At 54.5% G+C, this 14,305-nt stretch carries 16 protein-coding genes and 1 pseudogene; 7 read left to right on the top strand and 10 right to left on the bottom strand.

Annotated elements, in window-relative coordinates; translation table 11 throughout:
• Nucleotides 1–45: 45 nt before the first annotated feature.
• From ACS603_RS20840 to ACS603_RS20815, 6 genes are all read right to left on the bottom strand, one after another.
• A complete protein-coding gene (locus ACS603_RS20840; protein WP_474944846.1) occupies nucleotides 46–411 on the bottom strand; it encodes a hypothetical protein in 366 nt (121 codons plus the stop codon).
• Nucleotides 412–454: 43 nt separating this feature from the next.
• Entirely contained in the window at nucleotides 455–727 is a 273-nt protein-coding gene (locus tag ACS603_RS20835) for a hypothetical protein (RefSeq protein WP_474944845.1), read from the bottom strand.
• A gap of 344 nt (nucleotides 728–1,071) precedes the next feature.
• Entirely contained in the window at nucleotides 1,072–1,314 is a 243-nt protein-coding gene (locus tag ACS603_RS20830) for a hypothetical protein (protein ID WP_474944844.1), read from the bottom strand.
• 91 nt (nucleotides 1,315–1,405) lie between these two features.
• A complete protein-coding gene (locus ACS603_RS20825; protein WP_474944843.1) occupies nucleotides 1,406–1,603 on the bottom strand; it encodes a hypothetical protein in 198 nt (65 codons plus the stop codon).
• Between the two features lie 50 nt (nucleotides 1,604–1,653).
• A complete protein-coding gene (locus tag ACS603_RS20820) occupies nucleotides 1,654–2,064 on the bottom strand; it encodes a hypothetical protein (protein ID WP_474944842.1) in 411 nt (136 codons plus the stop codon).
• A 42-nt stretch (nucleotides 2,065–2,106) separates the two neighbouring features.
• Nucleotides 2,107–2,538, bottom strand: a complete 432-nt coding sequence (locus ACS603_RS20815) for an antirestriction protein (protein ID WP_160890696.1) — start codon at nucleotides 2,536–2,538, stop codon at nucleotides 2,107–2,109.
• Between the two features lie 515 nt (nucleotides 2,539–3,053).
• Between ACS603_RS20815 and ACS603_RS20810 the strand changes: the two genes are divergently transcribed.
• Entirely contained in the window at nucleotides 3,054–3,293 is a 240-nt protein-coding gene (locus ACS603_RS20810) for a hypothetical protein (protein WP_474944841.1), read from the top strand.
• Nucleotides 3,294–3,336: 43 nt separating this feature from the next.
• Here ACS603_RS20810 and ACS603_RS20805 read toward each other — a convergent pair whose 3' ends face one another.
• Genes ACS603_RS20805 through ACS603_RS20795 form a run of 3 tightly spaced genes read right to left on the bottom strand, consistent with a single transcriptional unit; the run spans nucleotide 3,337 to nucleotide 4,724 of the window.
• The gene (locus ACS603_RS20805) at nucleotides 3,337–3,759 is read right to left on the bottom strand and encodes a DUF1380 family protein (protein ID WP_474944840.1); all 423 of its coding nucleotides are present in this window, start codon (nucleotides 3,757–3,759) and stop codon (nucleotides 3,337–3,339) included.
• A 54-nt stretch (nucleotides 3,760–3,813) separates the two neighbouring features.
• Complete coding sequence (locus tag ACS603_RS20800) at nucleotides 3,814–4,035, bottom strand: hypothetical protein (protein ID WP_014063848.1); 222 nt, start codon at nucleotides 4,033–4,035, stop codon at nucleotides 3,814–3,816.
• Nucleotides 4,032–4,724 carry a DNA methylase gene (locus ACS603_RS20795; protein WP_474944839.1) on the bottom strand — a complete coding sequence of 231 codons (693 nt, stop codon included), beginning with the start codon at nucleotides 4,722–4,724 and terminating at the stop codon, nucleotides 4,032–4,034. Before ACS603_RS20795 ends, ACS603_RS20800 begins: the two co-directional genes overlap by 4 nt.
• A gap of 519 nt (nucleotides 4,725–5,243) precedes the next feature.
• On the opposite strand from ACS603_RS20795, the pseudogene ACS603_RS20790 reads away from it, so the two are divergent.
• Nucleotides 5,244–6,377 (top strand): annotated as a pseudogene (locus ACS603_RS20790) (IS3 family transposase).
• A gap of 1,263 nt (nucleotides 6,378–7,640) precedes the next feature.
• Here the strand turns inward: ACS603_RS20790 and ACS603_RS20785 are convergent.
• On the bottom strand, nucleotides 7,641–8,222 hold the full coding sequence (locus tag ACS603_RS20785) for a DUF2913 family protein (RefSeq protein ID WP_474944838.1): 582 nt from the start codon (nucleotides 8,220–8,222) through the stop codon (nucleotides 7,641–7,643).
• Between the two features lie 537 nt (nucleotides 8,223–8,759).
• Between ACS603_RS20785 and ACS603_RS20780 the strand changes: the two genes are divergently transcribed.
• Genes ACS603_RS20780 through ACS603_RS20760 form a run of 5 tightly spaced genes read left to right on the top strand, consistent with a single transcriptional unit; the run spans nucleotide 8,760 to nucleotide 14,276 of the window.
• On the top strand, nucleotides 8,760–9,425 hold the full coding sequence (locus ACS603_RS20780) for a cysteine hydrolase family protein (RefSeq protein WP_474944837.1): 666 nt from the start codon (nucleotides 8,760–8,762) through the stop codon (nucleotides 9,423–9,425).
• Nucleotides 9,426–9,431: 6 nt separating this feature from the next.
• Nucleotides 9,432–10,289, top strand: coding sequence for an oxamate carbamoyltransferase subunit AllH family protein (locus tag ACS603_RS20775; RefSeq protein WP_474944836.1), 858 nt, complete (start codon nucleotides 9,432–9,434; stop codon nucleotides 10,287–10,289).
• A 50-nt stretch (nucleotides 10,290–10,339) separates the two neighbouring features.
• Nucleotides 10,340–11,899 (top strand): acyl-CoA synthetase FdrA, encoded by a 1,560-nt coding sequence (gene fdrA / locus ACS603_RS20770; RefSeq protein WP_474944835.1) that lies wholly within the window; start codon nucleotides 10,340–10,342, stop codon nucleotides 11,897–11,899.
• On the top strand, nucleotides 11,896–13,317 hold the full coding sequence (locus tag ACS603_RS20765) for a YlbE family protein (protein WP_474944834.1): 1,422 nt from the start codon (nucleotides 11,896–11,898) through the stop codon (nucleotides 13,315–13,317). The genes fdrA and ACS603_RS20765 overlap by 4 nt, the downstream gene beginning before the upstream one ends.
• Nucleotides 13,314–14,276 (top strand): carbamate kinase, encoded by a 963-nt coding sequence (locus tag ACS603_RS20760; RefSeq protein WP_474944833.1) that lies wholly within the window; start codon nucleotides 13,314–13,316, stop codon nucleotides 14,274–14,276. The genes ACS603_RS20765 and ACS603_RS20760 overlap by 4 nt, the downstream gene beginning before the upstream one ends.
• Nucleotides 14,277–14,305 lie beyond the last annotated feature (29 nt).

Below are 14,305 nucleotides of genomic sequence, written 5' to 3'. Positions count from 1 at the left end.
TTATGGTTCGCCGTGGCCGGATTGCCTTCCGGTCACGGCACTCAGTTAACCGGTGATGCGTTTCGGGTGAGCAGCCAGCGCCGCAAAGGACGGATAGCCGTCGAGCACCTGCATCATGGCTTTCGCCCCTTCCAGCATCGCGGTATCAGATACCGTAGCGCCGTTCTCACACACGGAAATCGTTGCCACGATCCCCGATTTCACATCTGAAAAACGCTCATACGTGCGGTTGCTGAACAGAACGCGCTTGCCCTCAGCCATGACCTGCCAGTTGTTGCAGTCATTAAAACGGGTGTCCACGTTGTCAAACTCGACCACATGGGTGTCGCTGGCCTGAATGCGCAGCAGCTTCACAATGTCATTGCTCTGTCCTACTTTTTTGCCCGACTGGCCGGAATTAAGGTTCTGCATGGTTCCTCCTTCTGTGGGTTAAGGCCGGATATCCGGCCTCCGGTTACAGCTGCACGTCTTGCAGTTTGCGTTTCAGATCACTCAGAAAATCCGCTTCAAACGACCACGCGCGCCAGTTGAGCAGCCCGTGAGTGCGGATCTCCGCCTGAATATCGCCATAGCGGTTCACCTCTGAGAGCGTGACAGTCACGCCCTCTTTCAGCGCAGTGGCCTGAGCCACGTATTCACGGGCGACCGCAACCGTGCCCTGCCCTTCCCCCATCTTCCTGGAAGATTCGGGAGCGGCGGTTTTGACGTTGACGTTTCGTGTGTGCATCCTGGTTTTCTCCTGTGGTGATGGTTTATCCATCTCCCTGGTGAGTTCTCTCGCGGCAAAGGGCAACGGGAGCAACGGCGGGGCGGCAGGAAAAGGGCGCTGACAACAGTTTTTGCGGCCCTTCGCAAAAAGTTTTGGCGGCGTTCACTTCACCCTTTGGATGACGAACCGACGGTGCTACAAGCCGCCCTCCGCGTGAGGACACACGGGGGATGGCTTCACCGGACGAACAGGATGCACACACCCGACACGTCGGAACGGCGTGGCGACATTAAAGCGACGGCTCCGCCGGCGCGGTGAAGGCGTTCCGGACGGCACGGCCGGTAAAGCCGCAGCCTTTGACCTCAGCCATCAGACCCTAGCGAAGCCCGAAACCCGAAGGGGTTCGGCGGAGACTGGCTGGTGCGAAGCAGCTGCCTGGCGGAGTGGGGCTCGACGACCGGACGGCGCAGCTGGCCGGGAGCCGAAGGGGGCCAGAAGCGGGATTCAGGTGTTCTGAGGGAATTTGCTGATCGGGTTTCAAAGCCGGTGGCCACGCCACGCCACGCCACGCCACGCCACGCCACGCAGGACAGTATCTGTGACAATTTGCCCTCACAACTCTTTCAGAACCGAACGTTGTGCATACAGGGGCGGAAAGGACAACGCCGCAGGCGCTGTCCTTTCCGCCCGTCCCTGTTACTGACCGTCGCCCTTACCGCCCTGAAGGATGAAGTGACCGCACAGGTACACGGCGCACTGGCGGGTCGTCGATTCGCAGCTCTCTTCCAGCACTTTTGCCGTAGTGACGGGGCTGAGTCCTGCCTCGCGTCGTCGTTCATTTATCAGCGTTTTGTACTGGCGCAATATGGAACGGGTGTCTGTTGAAAGCTGCATGGTGTTCTCCTCTTTCACGGGTAGCCGGAAGCATGTCTTCCGGCATCCTTTCAGGCCTCAAGCGCGGCGCACAGGCTCAGCATGACCTTTTTTTCTTCTTTCAGGGTGTCCTCAGCAGAACCACCTCCCTGCACCGCGCAATCGGCGATGCGTTGCATTTCACTGCCAGCCAGTTTCATCGCCATTGCGAGAGAGGCCGCCGGAACTGTCACGATGCGCTTCGCGCGGCGCTCGTCGAGCATGGTTTCAACAATTGCGTGTATCTGGCCAATGTCCGCGCCACTTTCGAGACAGGAACTCAGCCGGCGCATGACTTCATCCAGATCCTCATTATTCAGATCCCAGTCAACGCACATGCTGCGGATATCATTTCGGTTCCAGCTTGCGAAAACGTATTTCTCGCCATCAAGGTCGGAACACCGGAACATTTCAAGGGCAATTTCTCGTGCTGTGCCAATCATCTTTTTCTCCTTAAATCGGGCGGCATCGCCGCCCGTGATCAGTCAGTCAAGCGCACGCCAGATCGTGGCGCTGGCGGGATGGTTATCTGCGAAAGCCATCAGCTGCTCATGGCGGCGGCAGAAGTGGCGGCACAGCTCCTCATGGTCATGGTTGCTGTGAAACCAGCTGCGGTGATTCAGTACCAGTGCGGTGAGGATGATCCCCGCAACGTCCCCGCTGATGGTCTGCTCGAACCAGTTATCCGGATTGCAGAAGGTCACGCTCTCCACGTCCGGTGCCATAAAACCGCTGCCGTCCGGCAGGCGGTAAAACTGCCAGAAACCACCCTGATAATCGGGGCAATAACGCTGTGCATAGGCGTACACGGACGCCTCAGCGGTCATATAGTCGCCGCCGAACATGTCAGGCAAAAAAGTCAGACGCTGTGCGCCCTCAAGACGAACGGCATCACAACAGGTCACGGTCTGGTTCATAGATCCTCCACGGTTAACATATCCTCGGTTCCGGCATCGCCGTGACGACACGACAGACCGGCGAAAAGCGGAGGACGCAGGGGCGATGCCGCAAGCCGCAGCGCAAAGCCTTCACGGGCTGAATGCACCGTGAAGGGTGCGAACGGGTGAGGACGGCGGCGACAGCGAACCCTTGTGGCCGATGCGGCCGGGCTACAGTGAAGTCACGGCTATGCCGTCGCCGCACGGAGTTTCAGGGGAGTTTTACTGTCCCGACGCGGCCCGGCGGGCGGCGGCGGATAAAAGCGGAAGGCACTGACAACCTTATTTTGTACTGTTTGGTTAAAAAATGTAGATTTATGGGTTGCGTTTTATGGGAGCCAGGTGATGCGCGAAGAAATTTTAGATAAGGCTACAAAAATTGAATCCCTGCTGTGCAGGCTTGGGGCAAGTGGTCGGGGAATGCATGAGAAATTAAGCTCAATTGAACAAATTATCGATACCACTTTTGTAAAAAAATACGCTGGATCGCCAGCGTGCGTAACAAAGCTGTGCATGAAGCGGATTTTTACGTCGACATTGACGATTTTCTAGAAGGCGCAAATCAAGTTATTGCGTATCTGGAAACGACAATCTCCGAACTACACCAGACGACAAAGAATGACGATAGTAAGGAATCAAAGAGCTGGGATGAATTGTCAGGATGGGAGAAAGCAGGTGCTGTCGCTGTAATTGGCGCAGGTATAGCTATAACTCTCTTTAAGATATTTGAGTAGGTTCTAAATGTCTGATAGCCGGGGTCTTTCCCCCGGCTCGTTATCAGGCCGCCAGTGCGTCTTTGAGCGCGTACACATCTTTTCGCGCCGCCTGCACGGACTCTGGCTCCGGCCGTCCGGCTTCCCATGCCTGTCCGGTACGGTGCTCCAGCTCGCGCTCATAGTCGCGCAGGACGCGGGAAAGGAGGGATGCCGGCACACTGACCAGCCGGTTTGCCGCTTCACGCTGACGGTCCAGGAGGTCGCTGACGTCTGAATTCGTGACACCTTCACGGCGGTAATCCGCCATTTTCATTGCACCGATGGCCTTCATTACGGCACGAATTTCGGCCACATCCGGTTCGGGCTGGTTTTCACGGCAGGCCACGCTAATCCCCTCTTCCGTCCAGATCAGCAGGGTCAGGGGTTCGTCAAAAGTGAACATGTTTTCAAGCTGCACACAAAGTTCTTCACGGGTTCCGTACATTGTTTTTCTCTCTTTATCAGTGTCAGAGGCCGGGCCTTCGCCCGGCCGGGTCAGTCAGTCCTGAAAGGTTTCGTCCAGCACCAGGGCTTCGCGATACGCTTCCAGTAACAGGGTGTTAATACGACGCAGGCTCTGGGCGGCCATACGTTCAGCCAGCGTGGCCGCATCGTGGCGGTGCTGCGATTCGAGGCGATTCAGCAACATCCGCACATCGCACATGGCATTACTCAGCGCGGCCACGTCCGCGCGCAGACCTTCAAGCCCCGGATAGTTCATGCGGCCTCCGGCCAGTCCGGATAAAATCCGCTGTCATTCGCCGCCGGCATTCTTCTTGCCCGTTCGACCTGAGCCAGACGACGCACGCCGGCGGCGTGGTACTGCTCCAGCATTTCAATCCCGATATAGCGGCGGCTGGCTTCGGCGGCAGCCACACAGGTGGAGCCGCTGCCGGCGAACGGGTCCAGGACAATCGCGCCCGGGCGTGTCAGGGATTCAATCAGCGGACGCAGGCTCTGCACCGACTTCTCAGTCGGGTGGTGGTGGTTGCCCGTGTATTTCCAGGGGATCACGTCCGGAATGGGACGGTCCGGCGTCTGCGGACGGCCCTTCGCCAGCAGGTAGGCGTTTTCATGGGTGTAGCCCACGAAAGTTGATTTGGAGGCGTAGCTTTTGGCAAAGACGACATGCCCGACAACGCGGAACCCGGCCACTTTCCAGGCATTCAGGAACAGCTCTGCACGGTTCCAGGCGTAAAAGCTCACCATCAGACTGTCGTTTTTCAGGACGCGATACATTTCGTGGCACGCAGGCTGGAGCCATTCTGCTGAATTGTCCCCGGCCAGGGTGCGGCCGGTGCGGTCCTTGTAGCCCACAAGGTATGGCGGATCGGTAAGAATAAAATCGACGGCACGCGCCGGAAAACGGGACATCACCTGTACGCAGTCACCCAGGATAAAACGGGACATAGACACACTCCTCTCTGATATGCGGCACCCTGTTGCGCCGTGCCGCCACAAAAACCCGGCTCTGAGCGGAGGGCGCAGGGGCGATGCCGCAAGCCGCAGCGCAAGCCTTTCGCGGGCTGAATGCACCGTGAAAGGTGCGAACGGGTGAGGCCATCGACAACGTGAACCCTTGTGACCGCAGCGGCCGGGTTAGCGTGAAGGCACGGCGTTGAACCCCGCCGCCGGCGAGGCGGCATAAACGCGGAGGGAACCGACACCCTTTGTGCCCCGAACGCCAGGACATTACTGCCCGCGGTTGCCCTGTTTTCGTGTGATACATGGCGGGTGAAAATGAGGGGGTGTTATGTGATCATCCGTTCTGAAACCATCTGAAGGGTTTTCACTTAAAACGAATGGCATGATTTCGGGACACCTCCCTCCCCGGGAGGTGTCCATTTTTTTAGTCTCAGCACCCCTTGATCCTACCCGAGAATAGTGAACACGGGACTAAGTGAGTTAACTCTCAACCAGAGGTGACTCATGACTAAACCAGTATCAACCAGCAAAAAGCCCCGTAAGCAACATACACCTGAATTTCGCAACGAAGCCCTGAAGCTTGCTGAGCGTATCGGTGTGGCCGCCGCGGCCCGTGAACTCAGTCTGTATAAATCGCAGCTTTATGCCTGGCGCAGCAAGCTGAAAAATGCCCATTCCTCTTCCGAACGCGAGCAGGATATGACGGTTGAAATTGCCCGCCTTAAGCGGCAACTGGCGGAGCAGACAGAGGAGCTGACCATTATCCGAAAGGCCGCGACATACTTCGCGAAGCACCTGAAATGACGGATGTCTTCATCGAAAATCATCAGGCTGAGTTCACGTGTGCTTCGGATTGCCCGCAGCGGCTGGTATGCCTAGCGTCTGCGCCACCATCAGCAAAGCCCGCGTCAGCAGTTCCGCCTCATCTGTGATGCGGCGGTCCGTAAGGCCTTCACAGAAGCAAAACAGCGTTATGGAGCGCCTCGTCTGGCAGACAAACTGCCGGAGTACAACGTCAAAACCATTGCTGCCAGTCTGCGTCGCCGGAGGCTAAAGGCGAAAGCCGCACGGAAGTTCAGCCCGGTCAGTTACCGTGGGCACGGTTTACCCGTGTCAGAAAACCTGTTGAAACAAGACTTCAGGGCTGGCGGCCCGAACCAGAAGTGTGCGGGTGACATTACATATCTGCGCACGGACGAAGGCTGGCTCTACCTGGCGGTGGTCATCGATCTGTGGTCCCGTTCCGTCATTGGCTGGTCTATGTCGTCGCGCATGACAGCGCAGCTGGCCTGTGATGCGTTGAAAATGGCGCTCTGGCGGCGTAAACGCCCGGAAAATGTCATCGTTCACACGGATCGTGGTGGGCAGTACTGCTCATCGGATTATCAGACCTTACTGAAACGGCATAATCTGCACGGGAGCATAAGTGCCAAAGGTTGCTGTTATGACAATGCCTGCGTGGAAAGCTTCTTTCACTCGCTGAAAGTGGAATGTATCCACGGAGAGCGCTTTGATAGCCGGGAAATAATGCGGATGACGGTGTTTAATTATATTGAGTGTGATTACAATCGTTGGCGTCGCCACAGTGCGTGCGGCGGTCTCAGCCCTGAGCAAGTTGATAACCTGAAGCTCGCTTAGGACCGTGCCCACATTACGTGGGTAAGATCAGATTTACCTGTTCTTGAACACTTAATTGAACCTCTTAACCGTTTTTTGGGTTCCACTGCTCCCGAAACCCCTTATGCCAGTATCCTGCTCCAGACTTTTTATCATAATCAAAAAAAACCCACATCGAAGTATCGGTGTGGGTTAATGGACAAATGACTCGTTATTTTTTTTAAAATCCCTGCAGCGCAACCTGAGGGGGTAATTTCATTATAGCTTCAACTTACATGTTTGCAAAAAAAACAAAACACTGAAATATTTATTTGTCAATAAACTTTAGAATGTATAAACCATTAATCAAGTATGAATATTAAATAAATCCATATCCAGTTATTTTATAACACTGCATTTTCTAGTAAACCTAAACTATACTTTTCATAAAATATTCATTTCTTACAGTCAGTCTGACTGTCGGTCTACAGTAGCGGATTTTGTTTTTAAAAATCAAATTAATGAAACATGATCAAGCAGGTAATTATATGATAAACAAATATTTTATTTATATACTCCTGACTATACATTTGACTTTTCAGGTCCGGGGTCAGTCCATGGAGTATAACGTCTGGTATTCAAAAGATGGAGTCTTGTACGGTCTTACACAGACATCAGACTCCAGACCTGTTCTGATAAGCATATCCTCGCATGGGCTCAAAGACGTGGGAATGATTATAACCTATCAGGTTAACTCACCCTGCCAGGGGAATGGGCAAGAAAAACTAAAAATAGATAATTATCTGGTTTTTAGTAAGATGACCTGTAGCGCTCTGGGTATGTACTTTATGAAATCATATAGTATTACAGATCCCCCGATAATGAAGTACGTACTCAGCCGGTTGAGATCTGATTATACTGTAATACTTATGGATGATATTAAAGTCTGGGCGGGAAATATCAACAAACCACTTTATGGGATAGGGCATGTGACAGCTCCTCACTAAAGGAAGAGGCTTCTCACTTCGCAGGCTGTAACTGGCATAGAGCCAGACTGTACAGACTTACGCAAGCCTCCGCGGGCTTTGACGACGAGACCCGCCGCCGTTAGTTCCGTTATAGCCTTGTGCTGTAGCCAGAGCGGGCATTCGCTACCCGTTAGTGTTGTGCGGCAAAGAGTAAGCGAGCCTTATGGCGGTTTGCTATCCCCTGCTTCTTATGGGATAGCGCCTTGTTGTCGCGGCGTAAGGCGTTGACCAGGTGGCGAGGGTTTACGGGACATTTGCTAAAATCCCGTAAGACAGTTCAGCCGGCGCTGATGGTCACCAGCTTCCAGTAATCGTCGTTGCTGACAGCCTCCCAGCCACAGCTTTTCAGCAGCGTATTCATCCCGTCAGCACGGCCGCCAATTCTGGCCGGCACCGGCATAACCTGCATTCCGTCATCATTGAAACCGACATCCAGCGCGCTTTTCAGTAGACAGATACTGTTCACCGATGCAGAAGGCTGAATCTGACGTCGACCGCTCCACTCACTGTCGCTGAGGACGTGATACACCCAGTCGTACTGCTTCGCCAGCTCCAGCGCGTAGGTCAGGCGAAAAAGGTCATTCTGCTCAGACAGTTCACCGGTGCAGCTGCGCCAGAGATAATCCAGCTTATGGCGCAATCGCGCACGAACGCCGAGCGTTCGACCCTGATTGAGTATCCAGTCAACATCGGTGGCCACGTCACGTGAAAAGCGGCGCTGTTTTTTCGCCTGCGCAAACCAGCGGGTAATAAACAGGTTTTCCTGCGATTCCGACTCCACCAGGCCATCTTCCCTGGCAGTCAGCAGAGCTATAAGAGCACACCATGCCAGGTGACCCGTTTTTTCCATATTTCTCATATCATCACCAGCCCGGGGGCTGTCCTTCAGCACTGATGTTTGTCATCCAGTTCCACCAGTCGGCTGTTCATCTGGTCGGGGTGTTCCCGGTATACCTCACCCCTGACCGGTGCCCGCTATCCCGTCAGGAACGCTATCGTCCTCACTGTCCGGAGCACCAATCAGCCAGACCGGGTACCAGAATGGCCGATTTTAGCAAGACGAATAAATGATGCGTTCAGCTAGCTACCTGACGCTGCCTTAACGAGACAAAGCCGTCATCATAGCATTGAGGTCGTATCTTGCGGGAGTTTTCCGTAGTCTGCGCGCCAACCTCACATTTCAACAAGAACTTATTTGCACCAAAGCACCAAAAATCATCAAAAAAATTGCATCATCTGCATAAAATCATGACCCTACTCACAGTGATGTTTTCTTTTCTCTGCTGATTATAAATTATTAGTTGTCATACAAAAAATCTCTTTGCTGTTCCTCGTGCCCCTGCTCCTTATACTACAAAAAGTTGCAGGACTATTTACTTACACGTAAGGAGAGACTATGACACAACATCATTTCAAGGCAGAACCCTTCGACCTGCCCTTTGCTCCCGCCACCACCGCACTGGTGATGATCGATATGCAGCGTGATTTTGTTGAGCCGGGTGGTTTCGGTGAAGCGCTGGGTAACGATGTCTCCTTTGTACGTACCGCCATTGAGCCATGCAAACGCGTACTGAATGCGGCACGTGCAAAAGGTATGCTGGTTATTCACACCCGCGAAGGACATCGCGCCGATCTCAGCGACTGCCCGGCAGCCAAGCTGACTCGTGGCGGTCACACTTTTATCGGCGAAAAAGGCCCGATGGGTCGTATTCTGGTGCGCGGTGAGAAAGGTCATGACATCATTCCTGAGCTCTATCCGATTGCCGGTGAGCCTGTTATCGATAAGCCAGGCAAAGGCGCGTTCTATCAGACCGACCTGCACCTGATCCTGCAAAATCATCAGGTAAAAACCCTGATTGTTTGCGGCGTGACCACCGAAGTTTGTGTGAACACCACCGTGCGTGAAGCCAATGACCGTGGCTATGAGTGCATCATTCCAGAAGACTGCGTAGGCTCCTATTTCACAGAGTTCCAGAAATATGCGCTGGAGATGATCAAAGCCCAGGGCGCTATCTTTGGCTGGGTCAGCAATGCTGACAACATCATCAATGGACTGAAGTAAGTTGCTATGCATCCCATTTCGCTGCGCGCCCTGAGCATTGGTTATCTTGCCAGTCAACGGTTAGCTGTCACGCCAGACGGGATGCTGCACATTCATAGCGTATTCAGACACACCCTGAATGTGCAATTGCAGGATGGCAAGTTGCTGCCGCTGATTTCCGCACACAGCAGTCTGAACCATCCCGATGCCGTCAGAATCGCAGTGTCTGAACAGTGGGACTGGCGTAATGCGGGGGAAATTCAGCGGAACCAGCAGACGCTGCGCTGCCGTGAATGGCAAATCGCCTTAGCCGCCGTGCCTGTCTGGACGCCTGTTCAGGATGCTGACTTATCACTTCACGAGCCAGAACAGACGCAAACATTCCTTGAAGGTCAGTTACAGCAGTGGTGCCAGCAACAGCGAGTCGACAGCGTGTTGCGCCTGCTGCCCAACGATGCCTTAGGTATTCAGGTTGATATATCCCCTGATCAGACAGACGCAAAACTGGCAGAGATGGCAGACCGCATTGTCGGTTTTGGTGGTGGGTTAACCCCCAATGGTGACGATTATCTGCTTGGCTATTTCGCAGCATTCCGGGCAACCCGGCATCCACAGCTAGCGCTACATCAGCAGCAGCTAGTGAACGTTATCGTTCCCCGGCTTCCCCGCACCAACGACATCAGCCGCCACTATTTGCAACGGGCGCTGGAAGGACATTTCTCAGAGGCACTTTGCCAGTTAGTGGCGCAGCTCTCCCGGCCTTTTTGCCCTCATACACTGCGGCAATACGCGACGACGGTGATGACCTTTGGCGCATCCTCTGGCGCGGACTGTATGGCTGGCTTTCTGCACGGATTACGTAATCAACTCCCCTTCAGGCAGTAACGCCGTTTTTATTTCTTCGGGCCAATGCCCGACATTAACAGGTACGACATATGTGCGTAGTACACCGTGTTTTTAACAATCTCTATCGGGATTCTGTTTCCCTGATGCAGATCTCCGCCAGCATCAATCATCTGCCCGGAATTGAGCAGGCATCCGTTGTTATGGGCAGTGAAACCAACCAGGCACAGCTAGTGGATGCCGGGCTGAGTGGTGATTATACCGCCGGGCCTAATGACCTGATTATCGCCGTTAAAGGTGAAGCCAGCGCCTGTGAACAAGCGCTGGAGCTGGCAAAAGAGAAGCTCAATAGCAAACCAGCTGAAAGCAGCGAATCAGGTATGGTGCAGAGCCCGCTCACCAGCATTGCGATGGCAAAGGATCAGAACGCCGATGCTAATCTGGCCCTAATTTCCGTCCCTGGCGATTATGCCGCAGCTGAAGCCATTAAAGCGCTGCAACTGGGCATGAACGTCATGCTGTTCAGCGACAACGTTTCGCTGGAGCAGGAAAAAGCGGTCAAGCTGTTAGCCCGGGAAAAAAATCTGATCGTGATGGGGCCGGACTGCGGCACCGCAATTGTCAACGGAACCCCGCTCGGCTTCGCCAACGTGGTTCGTCGTGGCGAGATTGGTGTGGTTGGCGCCTCCGGAACCGGTTTGCAGGAAGTGACCTGCCGCATTGATCAACTGGGTGCCGGGATTTCTCAGGCACTGGGTACCGGAGGCCACGATCTGCATGAAGCGATTGGCGGGATCAGCATGTTACAGGGATTACAGGCCCTGGCGAAGGATGACGAGACACAAGTGATTGTGCTGATCTCTAAACCACCTGCTCATAACGTGGCGGAGATGATCCTCACCGAAGCGCAAAAAACAGGAAAACCGGTGGTGGTGAACTTCTTGGGCGCAGCGCCAGAAAGCATCACGCGCCCAGGTATCGATGCAGCAGTTACACTGGCTGATGCGGCTGAAATGGCGGTGGCGTTGCTCAATAAAGCTGCCGGTGCACACGATACGCAGACGATATCCGACACCGATCGCCAGATGCTTGAACAGCAATGCCAAAAGTTGGATGCCCGCCGTCAGTCACTGCGCGGCGTGTTTGCTGGCGGCACCTTCTGCTATGAAGGGCAGCTTATTTGCCAACAACACGGCATTATCGCCAGTTCCAACACTCCGGTAAAAGGCAATCAGCCGCTGGCTGACCATTGGCACAGCAACGGTCATACCCTGATCGATATGGGGGACGACGACTTCACTCGTGGGCGTCCACACCCGATGATCGACCCGACGCTGCGTAATCAACGCATTCTGGATGAGTTGAACGACCCGACGACCGCCGTCGTGCTGTTTGATCTAGTACTCGGTTACGGTGCCGCTGCAGAACCTTCCGCGGATTTACTGAGCGCTCTGACCTCCGTCAAACGTGACAACGGTCCACTGCTGATTGCTCATGTTTGCGGCACCGATGCCGACCCTCAACAACGAATTCAACAAATTAACGTACTGTGCGAACAGGGGGTTCTGGTCGCAGGCTGCAACGCACAAGCTGCCCAGTGGGCCGCGACCGTTGTCGAACTTCAGGTGCAGAAAGAAGGAAAACAAGCATGAACCCGTTATTTTCTCGGCCGCTGAGCGTGATCAACGCAGGTCTTGCGAGTTTCGCCGAAAACATCCAGCACGCAGGTGGTCAGGCCGTTGCGCTTAACTGGCAGCCACCGGGCGCTGGTGATCGCAAGGCAGGTCTGGATCTGGCGGGTCTGCTGGCCCACCCTCTCGTCGAAGCCGCCAACCAGATGGCAATGGTGCGTTATCTCTCTGCACAACCAGCACTGGTTGATGTGATGAGTGCTGCTGACGTAATCCCCGCCATGCGCGAGCGTAAACTTATCCTGCATTCCGGTCCACCGATTGCCTGGGAAAGCATGTGTGGCCCGGTCAAAGGCGCCATCATTGGTGCGGTGTTGTTTGAAGGTTGGGCTGCTAATCATCAGGGAGCAGAAGCACTGGTACTGAACGGTGTAATTGAACTTTCCCCTTGCCATCACTATGACGCGGTCGGCCCGATGGCAGGGGTCATCAGCCCGTCAATGCCGCTGTGGGTCATTGAAAACATAGCTAACGGGAAACGCGCTTACAGCAACTTCAATGAAGGTTTGGGTAAAGTGCTGCGCTTTGGCGCAAACAATGACGAAGTGCTTAAACGCCTGGCGTGGATGAAAATGGAACTCGGCCCGGCAATGAAAGCCGCTGTGCGTGGGATGGGCGGACTGGAACTGAAACCGTTGATGGCGCAAGCACTGCATATGGGCGATGAAGTTCATAATCGTAATGCTGCCGCAACGGGTCTGCTGCTGAAGCGCTTATTCCCTGCTCTACTGTCCTGCAATCTTCCACAGGATCAGGTACAGCGCGTGGTGACCTTTATCACCAGCAACGACCACTTCTTCCTCAACCTGTCGATGGCAGCCTGTAAAGCAATGATGGATGCCGCCACGGGCGTACCATTCAGTTCAATGGTCACGGTGATGGCGCGTAACGGCGTGAACTTCGGCATTCGCTTGTCTGGCACAGGAGACCAATGGTTCCAGGCTCCGGCAAATCCAGTGGAAGGACTGTTCTTCCCAGGCTACGGCTTGGACGATGCCGCTGCCGATTTGGGTGACAGTGCGATCACCGAAACCGCAGGCGTGGGCGGTTTTGCAATGGCCTCTTCTCCAGCCATCGTGAAATTCGTTGGCGGTACTCCGGCTGATGCCACCAACCACAGCCGTCGGATGCAGCTGATTACGCTTGGCAACAATCCAGCCTTCACCTTGCCTGCGCTAAATTTCGCGCCAACTGCCGCCGGGATTGATGCACGCAAAGTGGTGGATCGCAGCATCCTGCCGATCATCAACACCGGGATCGCCCATAAAGAAGCGGGGGTCGGCCAGATTGGAGCCGGGATCACTACCGCCCCGATGGTCTGCTTTAACGAAGCATTACTCGTACTGGCCAACACTGTGGCACAAGGAGCTGTGAAATGAACAAATCTCTCGCCGTCGTGGCAGTGGGTGGTAACGCCCTGATCCTGGACGATAAGCAGAACAGCATTCCGGATCAGTACCATGCCGTTACCGAAGGCGTGCGTCATATCTGCGACATGATTGAAGCCGGCTGGTCGCTGGTGCTGACCCATGGTAACGGGCCGCAGGTCGGTTTCATCTTGCGTCGCTCGGAACTCTCTAGTCGTGAAGTTTCACCTATTCCCCTGGATTACGCTGTCGGCGATACCCAAGGTGCTATTGGCTACATGTTCCAGAAAGCATTGAGCAACGAACTGCGATGCCGTGGCATTCAGAAGCCAGTCGTGGCTGTGGTGACGCAGACGCGTGTTGATGCTAATGACCCGGCGTTCAGCCATCCAACCAAGCCGATTGGAGCGTTCTTCGATCACGAAACCGCACTGGAACGCCAACGCGAACTGGGCTGGACATTAATGGAAGATGCCGGTCGCGGCTGGCGTCGTACCGTACCATCCCCGCAGCCGCTGGAGATAGTCGAGCTGGACACCATCGCCATGCTGCTGAAACAGGGCTGCATTGTGATTGCCTGCGGCGGTGGCGGCATTCCGGTTATTCGTGATGCCAACGGACAGTTGAGCGGTACAGAAGCAGTTATCGACAAAGACCTCGCCTCCGCCCTGCTGGCGGAACAACTGGGCGCAGAACTGCTGCTTATCCCAACAGGCGTTGAACAGGTAGCCATTAATTTCGGTACGCCTGAACAACTCTGGCTCGACAAACTCAGCATTAGCGAAGCAGAAAAACTGATTGCTGAAGGCCAGTTCGGTGCAGGCAGCATGCAACCGAAGGTTGAAGCCATTCTCGGCTTCGTGTCGCACAGCCACGCAAAAGGACAAAAGGGACGCGGGTTGATCACAAGCCCACAGGCAATTAAAGCAGCCCTTGAACATAAAACCGGCACCTGGATTGGTGAAGATTAACCTTTTAACGGGTGGCAACCGCCATCCTG

It is taken from the genome of Enterobacter sp. Li2LvB3, from assembly GCF_056156645.1.
This window is presented reverse-complemented; position numbering and strand designations above follow the sequence as displayed.

Coding starts and splice junctions, on each gene's coding strand:
- ACS603_RS20800 (WP_014063848.1), bottom strand. CDS start 4,035: ATGAACTATCCGGGGCTTGAAGGTCTGCGCGCGGACGTGGCCGCGCTG.
- ACS603_RS20815 (WP_160890696.1), bottom strand. CDS start 2,538: ATGAACCAGACCGTGACCTGTTGTGATGCCGTTCGTCTTGAGGGCGCA.
- ACS603_RS20785 (WP_474944838.1), bottom strand. CDS start 8,222: ATGAGAAATATGGAAAAAACGGGTCACCTGGCATGGTGTGCTCTTATA.
- fdrA (WP_474944835.1), top strand. CDS start 10,340: ATGTGCGTAGTACACCGTGTTTTTAACAATCTCTATCGGGATTCTGTT.
- ACS603_RS20835 (WP_474944845.1), bottom strand. CDS start 727: ATGCACACACGAAACGTCAACGTCAAAACCGCCGCTCCCGAATCTTCC.
- ACS603_RS20795 (WP_474944839.1), bottom strand. CDS start 4,724: ATGTCCCGTTTTATCCTGGGTGACTGCGTACAGGTGATGTCCCGTTTT.
- ACS603_RS20825 (WP_474944843.1), bottom strand. CDS start 1,603: ATGCAGCTTTCAACAGACACCCGTTCCATATTGCGCCAGTACAAAACG.
- ACS603_RS20805 (WP_474944840.1), bottom strand. CDS start 3,759: ATGTACGGAACCCGTGAAGAACTTTGTGTGCAGCTTGAAAACATGTTC.
- ACS603_RS20780 (WP_474944837.1), top strand. CDS start 8,760: ATGACACAACATCATTTCAAGGCAGAACCCTTCGACCTGCCCTTTGCT.
- ACS603_RS20820 (WP_474944842.1), bottom strand. CDS start 2,064: ATGATTGGCACAGCACGAGAAATTGCCCTTGAAATGTTCCGGTGTTCC.
- ACS603_RS20840 (WP_474944846.1), bottom strand. CDS start 411: ATGCAGAACCTTAATTCCGGCCAGTCGGGCAAAAAAGTAGGACAGAGC.
- ACS603_RS20760 (WP_474944833.1), top strand. CDS start 13,314: ATGAACAAATCTCTCGCCGTCGTGGCAGTGGGTGGTAACGCCCTGATC.
- ACS603_RS20775 (WP_474944836.1), top strand. CDS start 9,432: ATGCATCCCATTTCGCTGCGCGCCCTGAGCATTGGTTATCTTGCCAGT.
- ACS603_RS20765 (WP_474944834.1), top strand. CDS start 11,896: ATGAACCCGTTATTTTCTCGGCCGCTGAGCGTGATCAACGCAGGTCTT.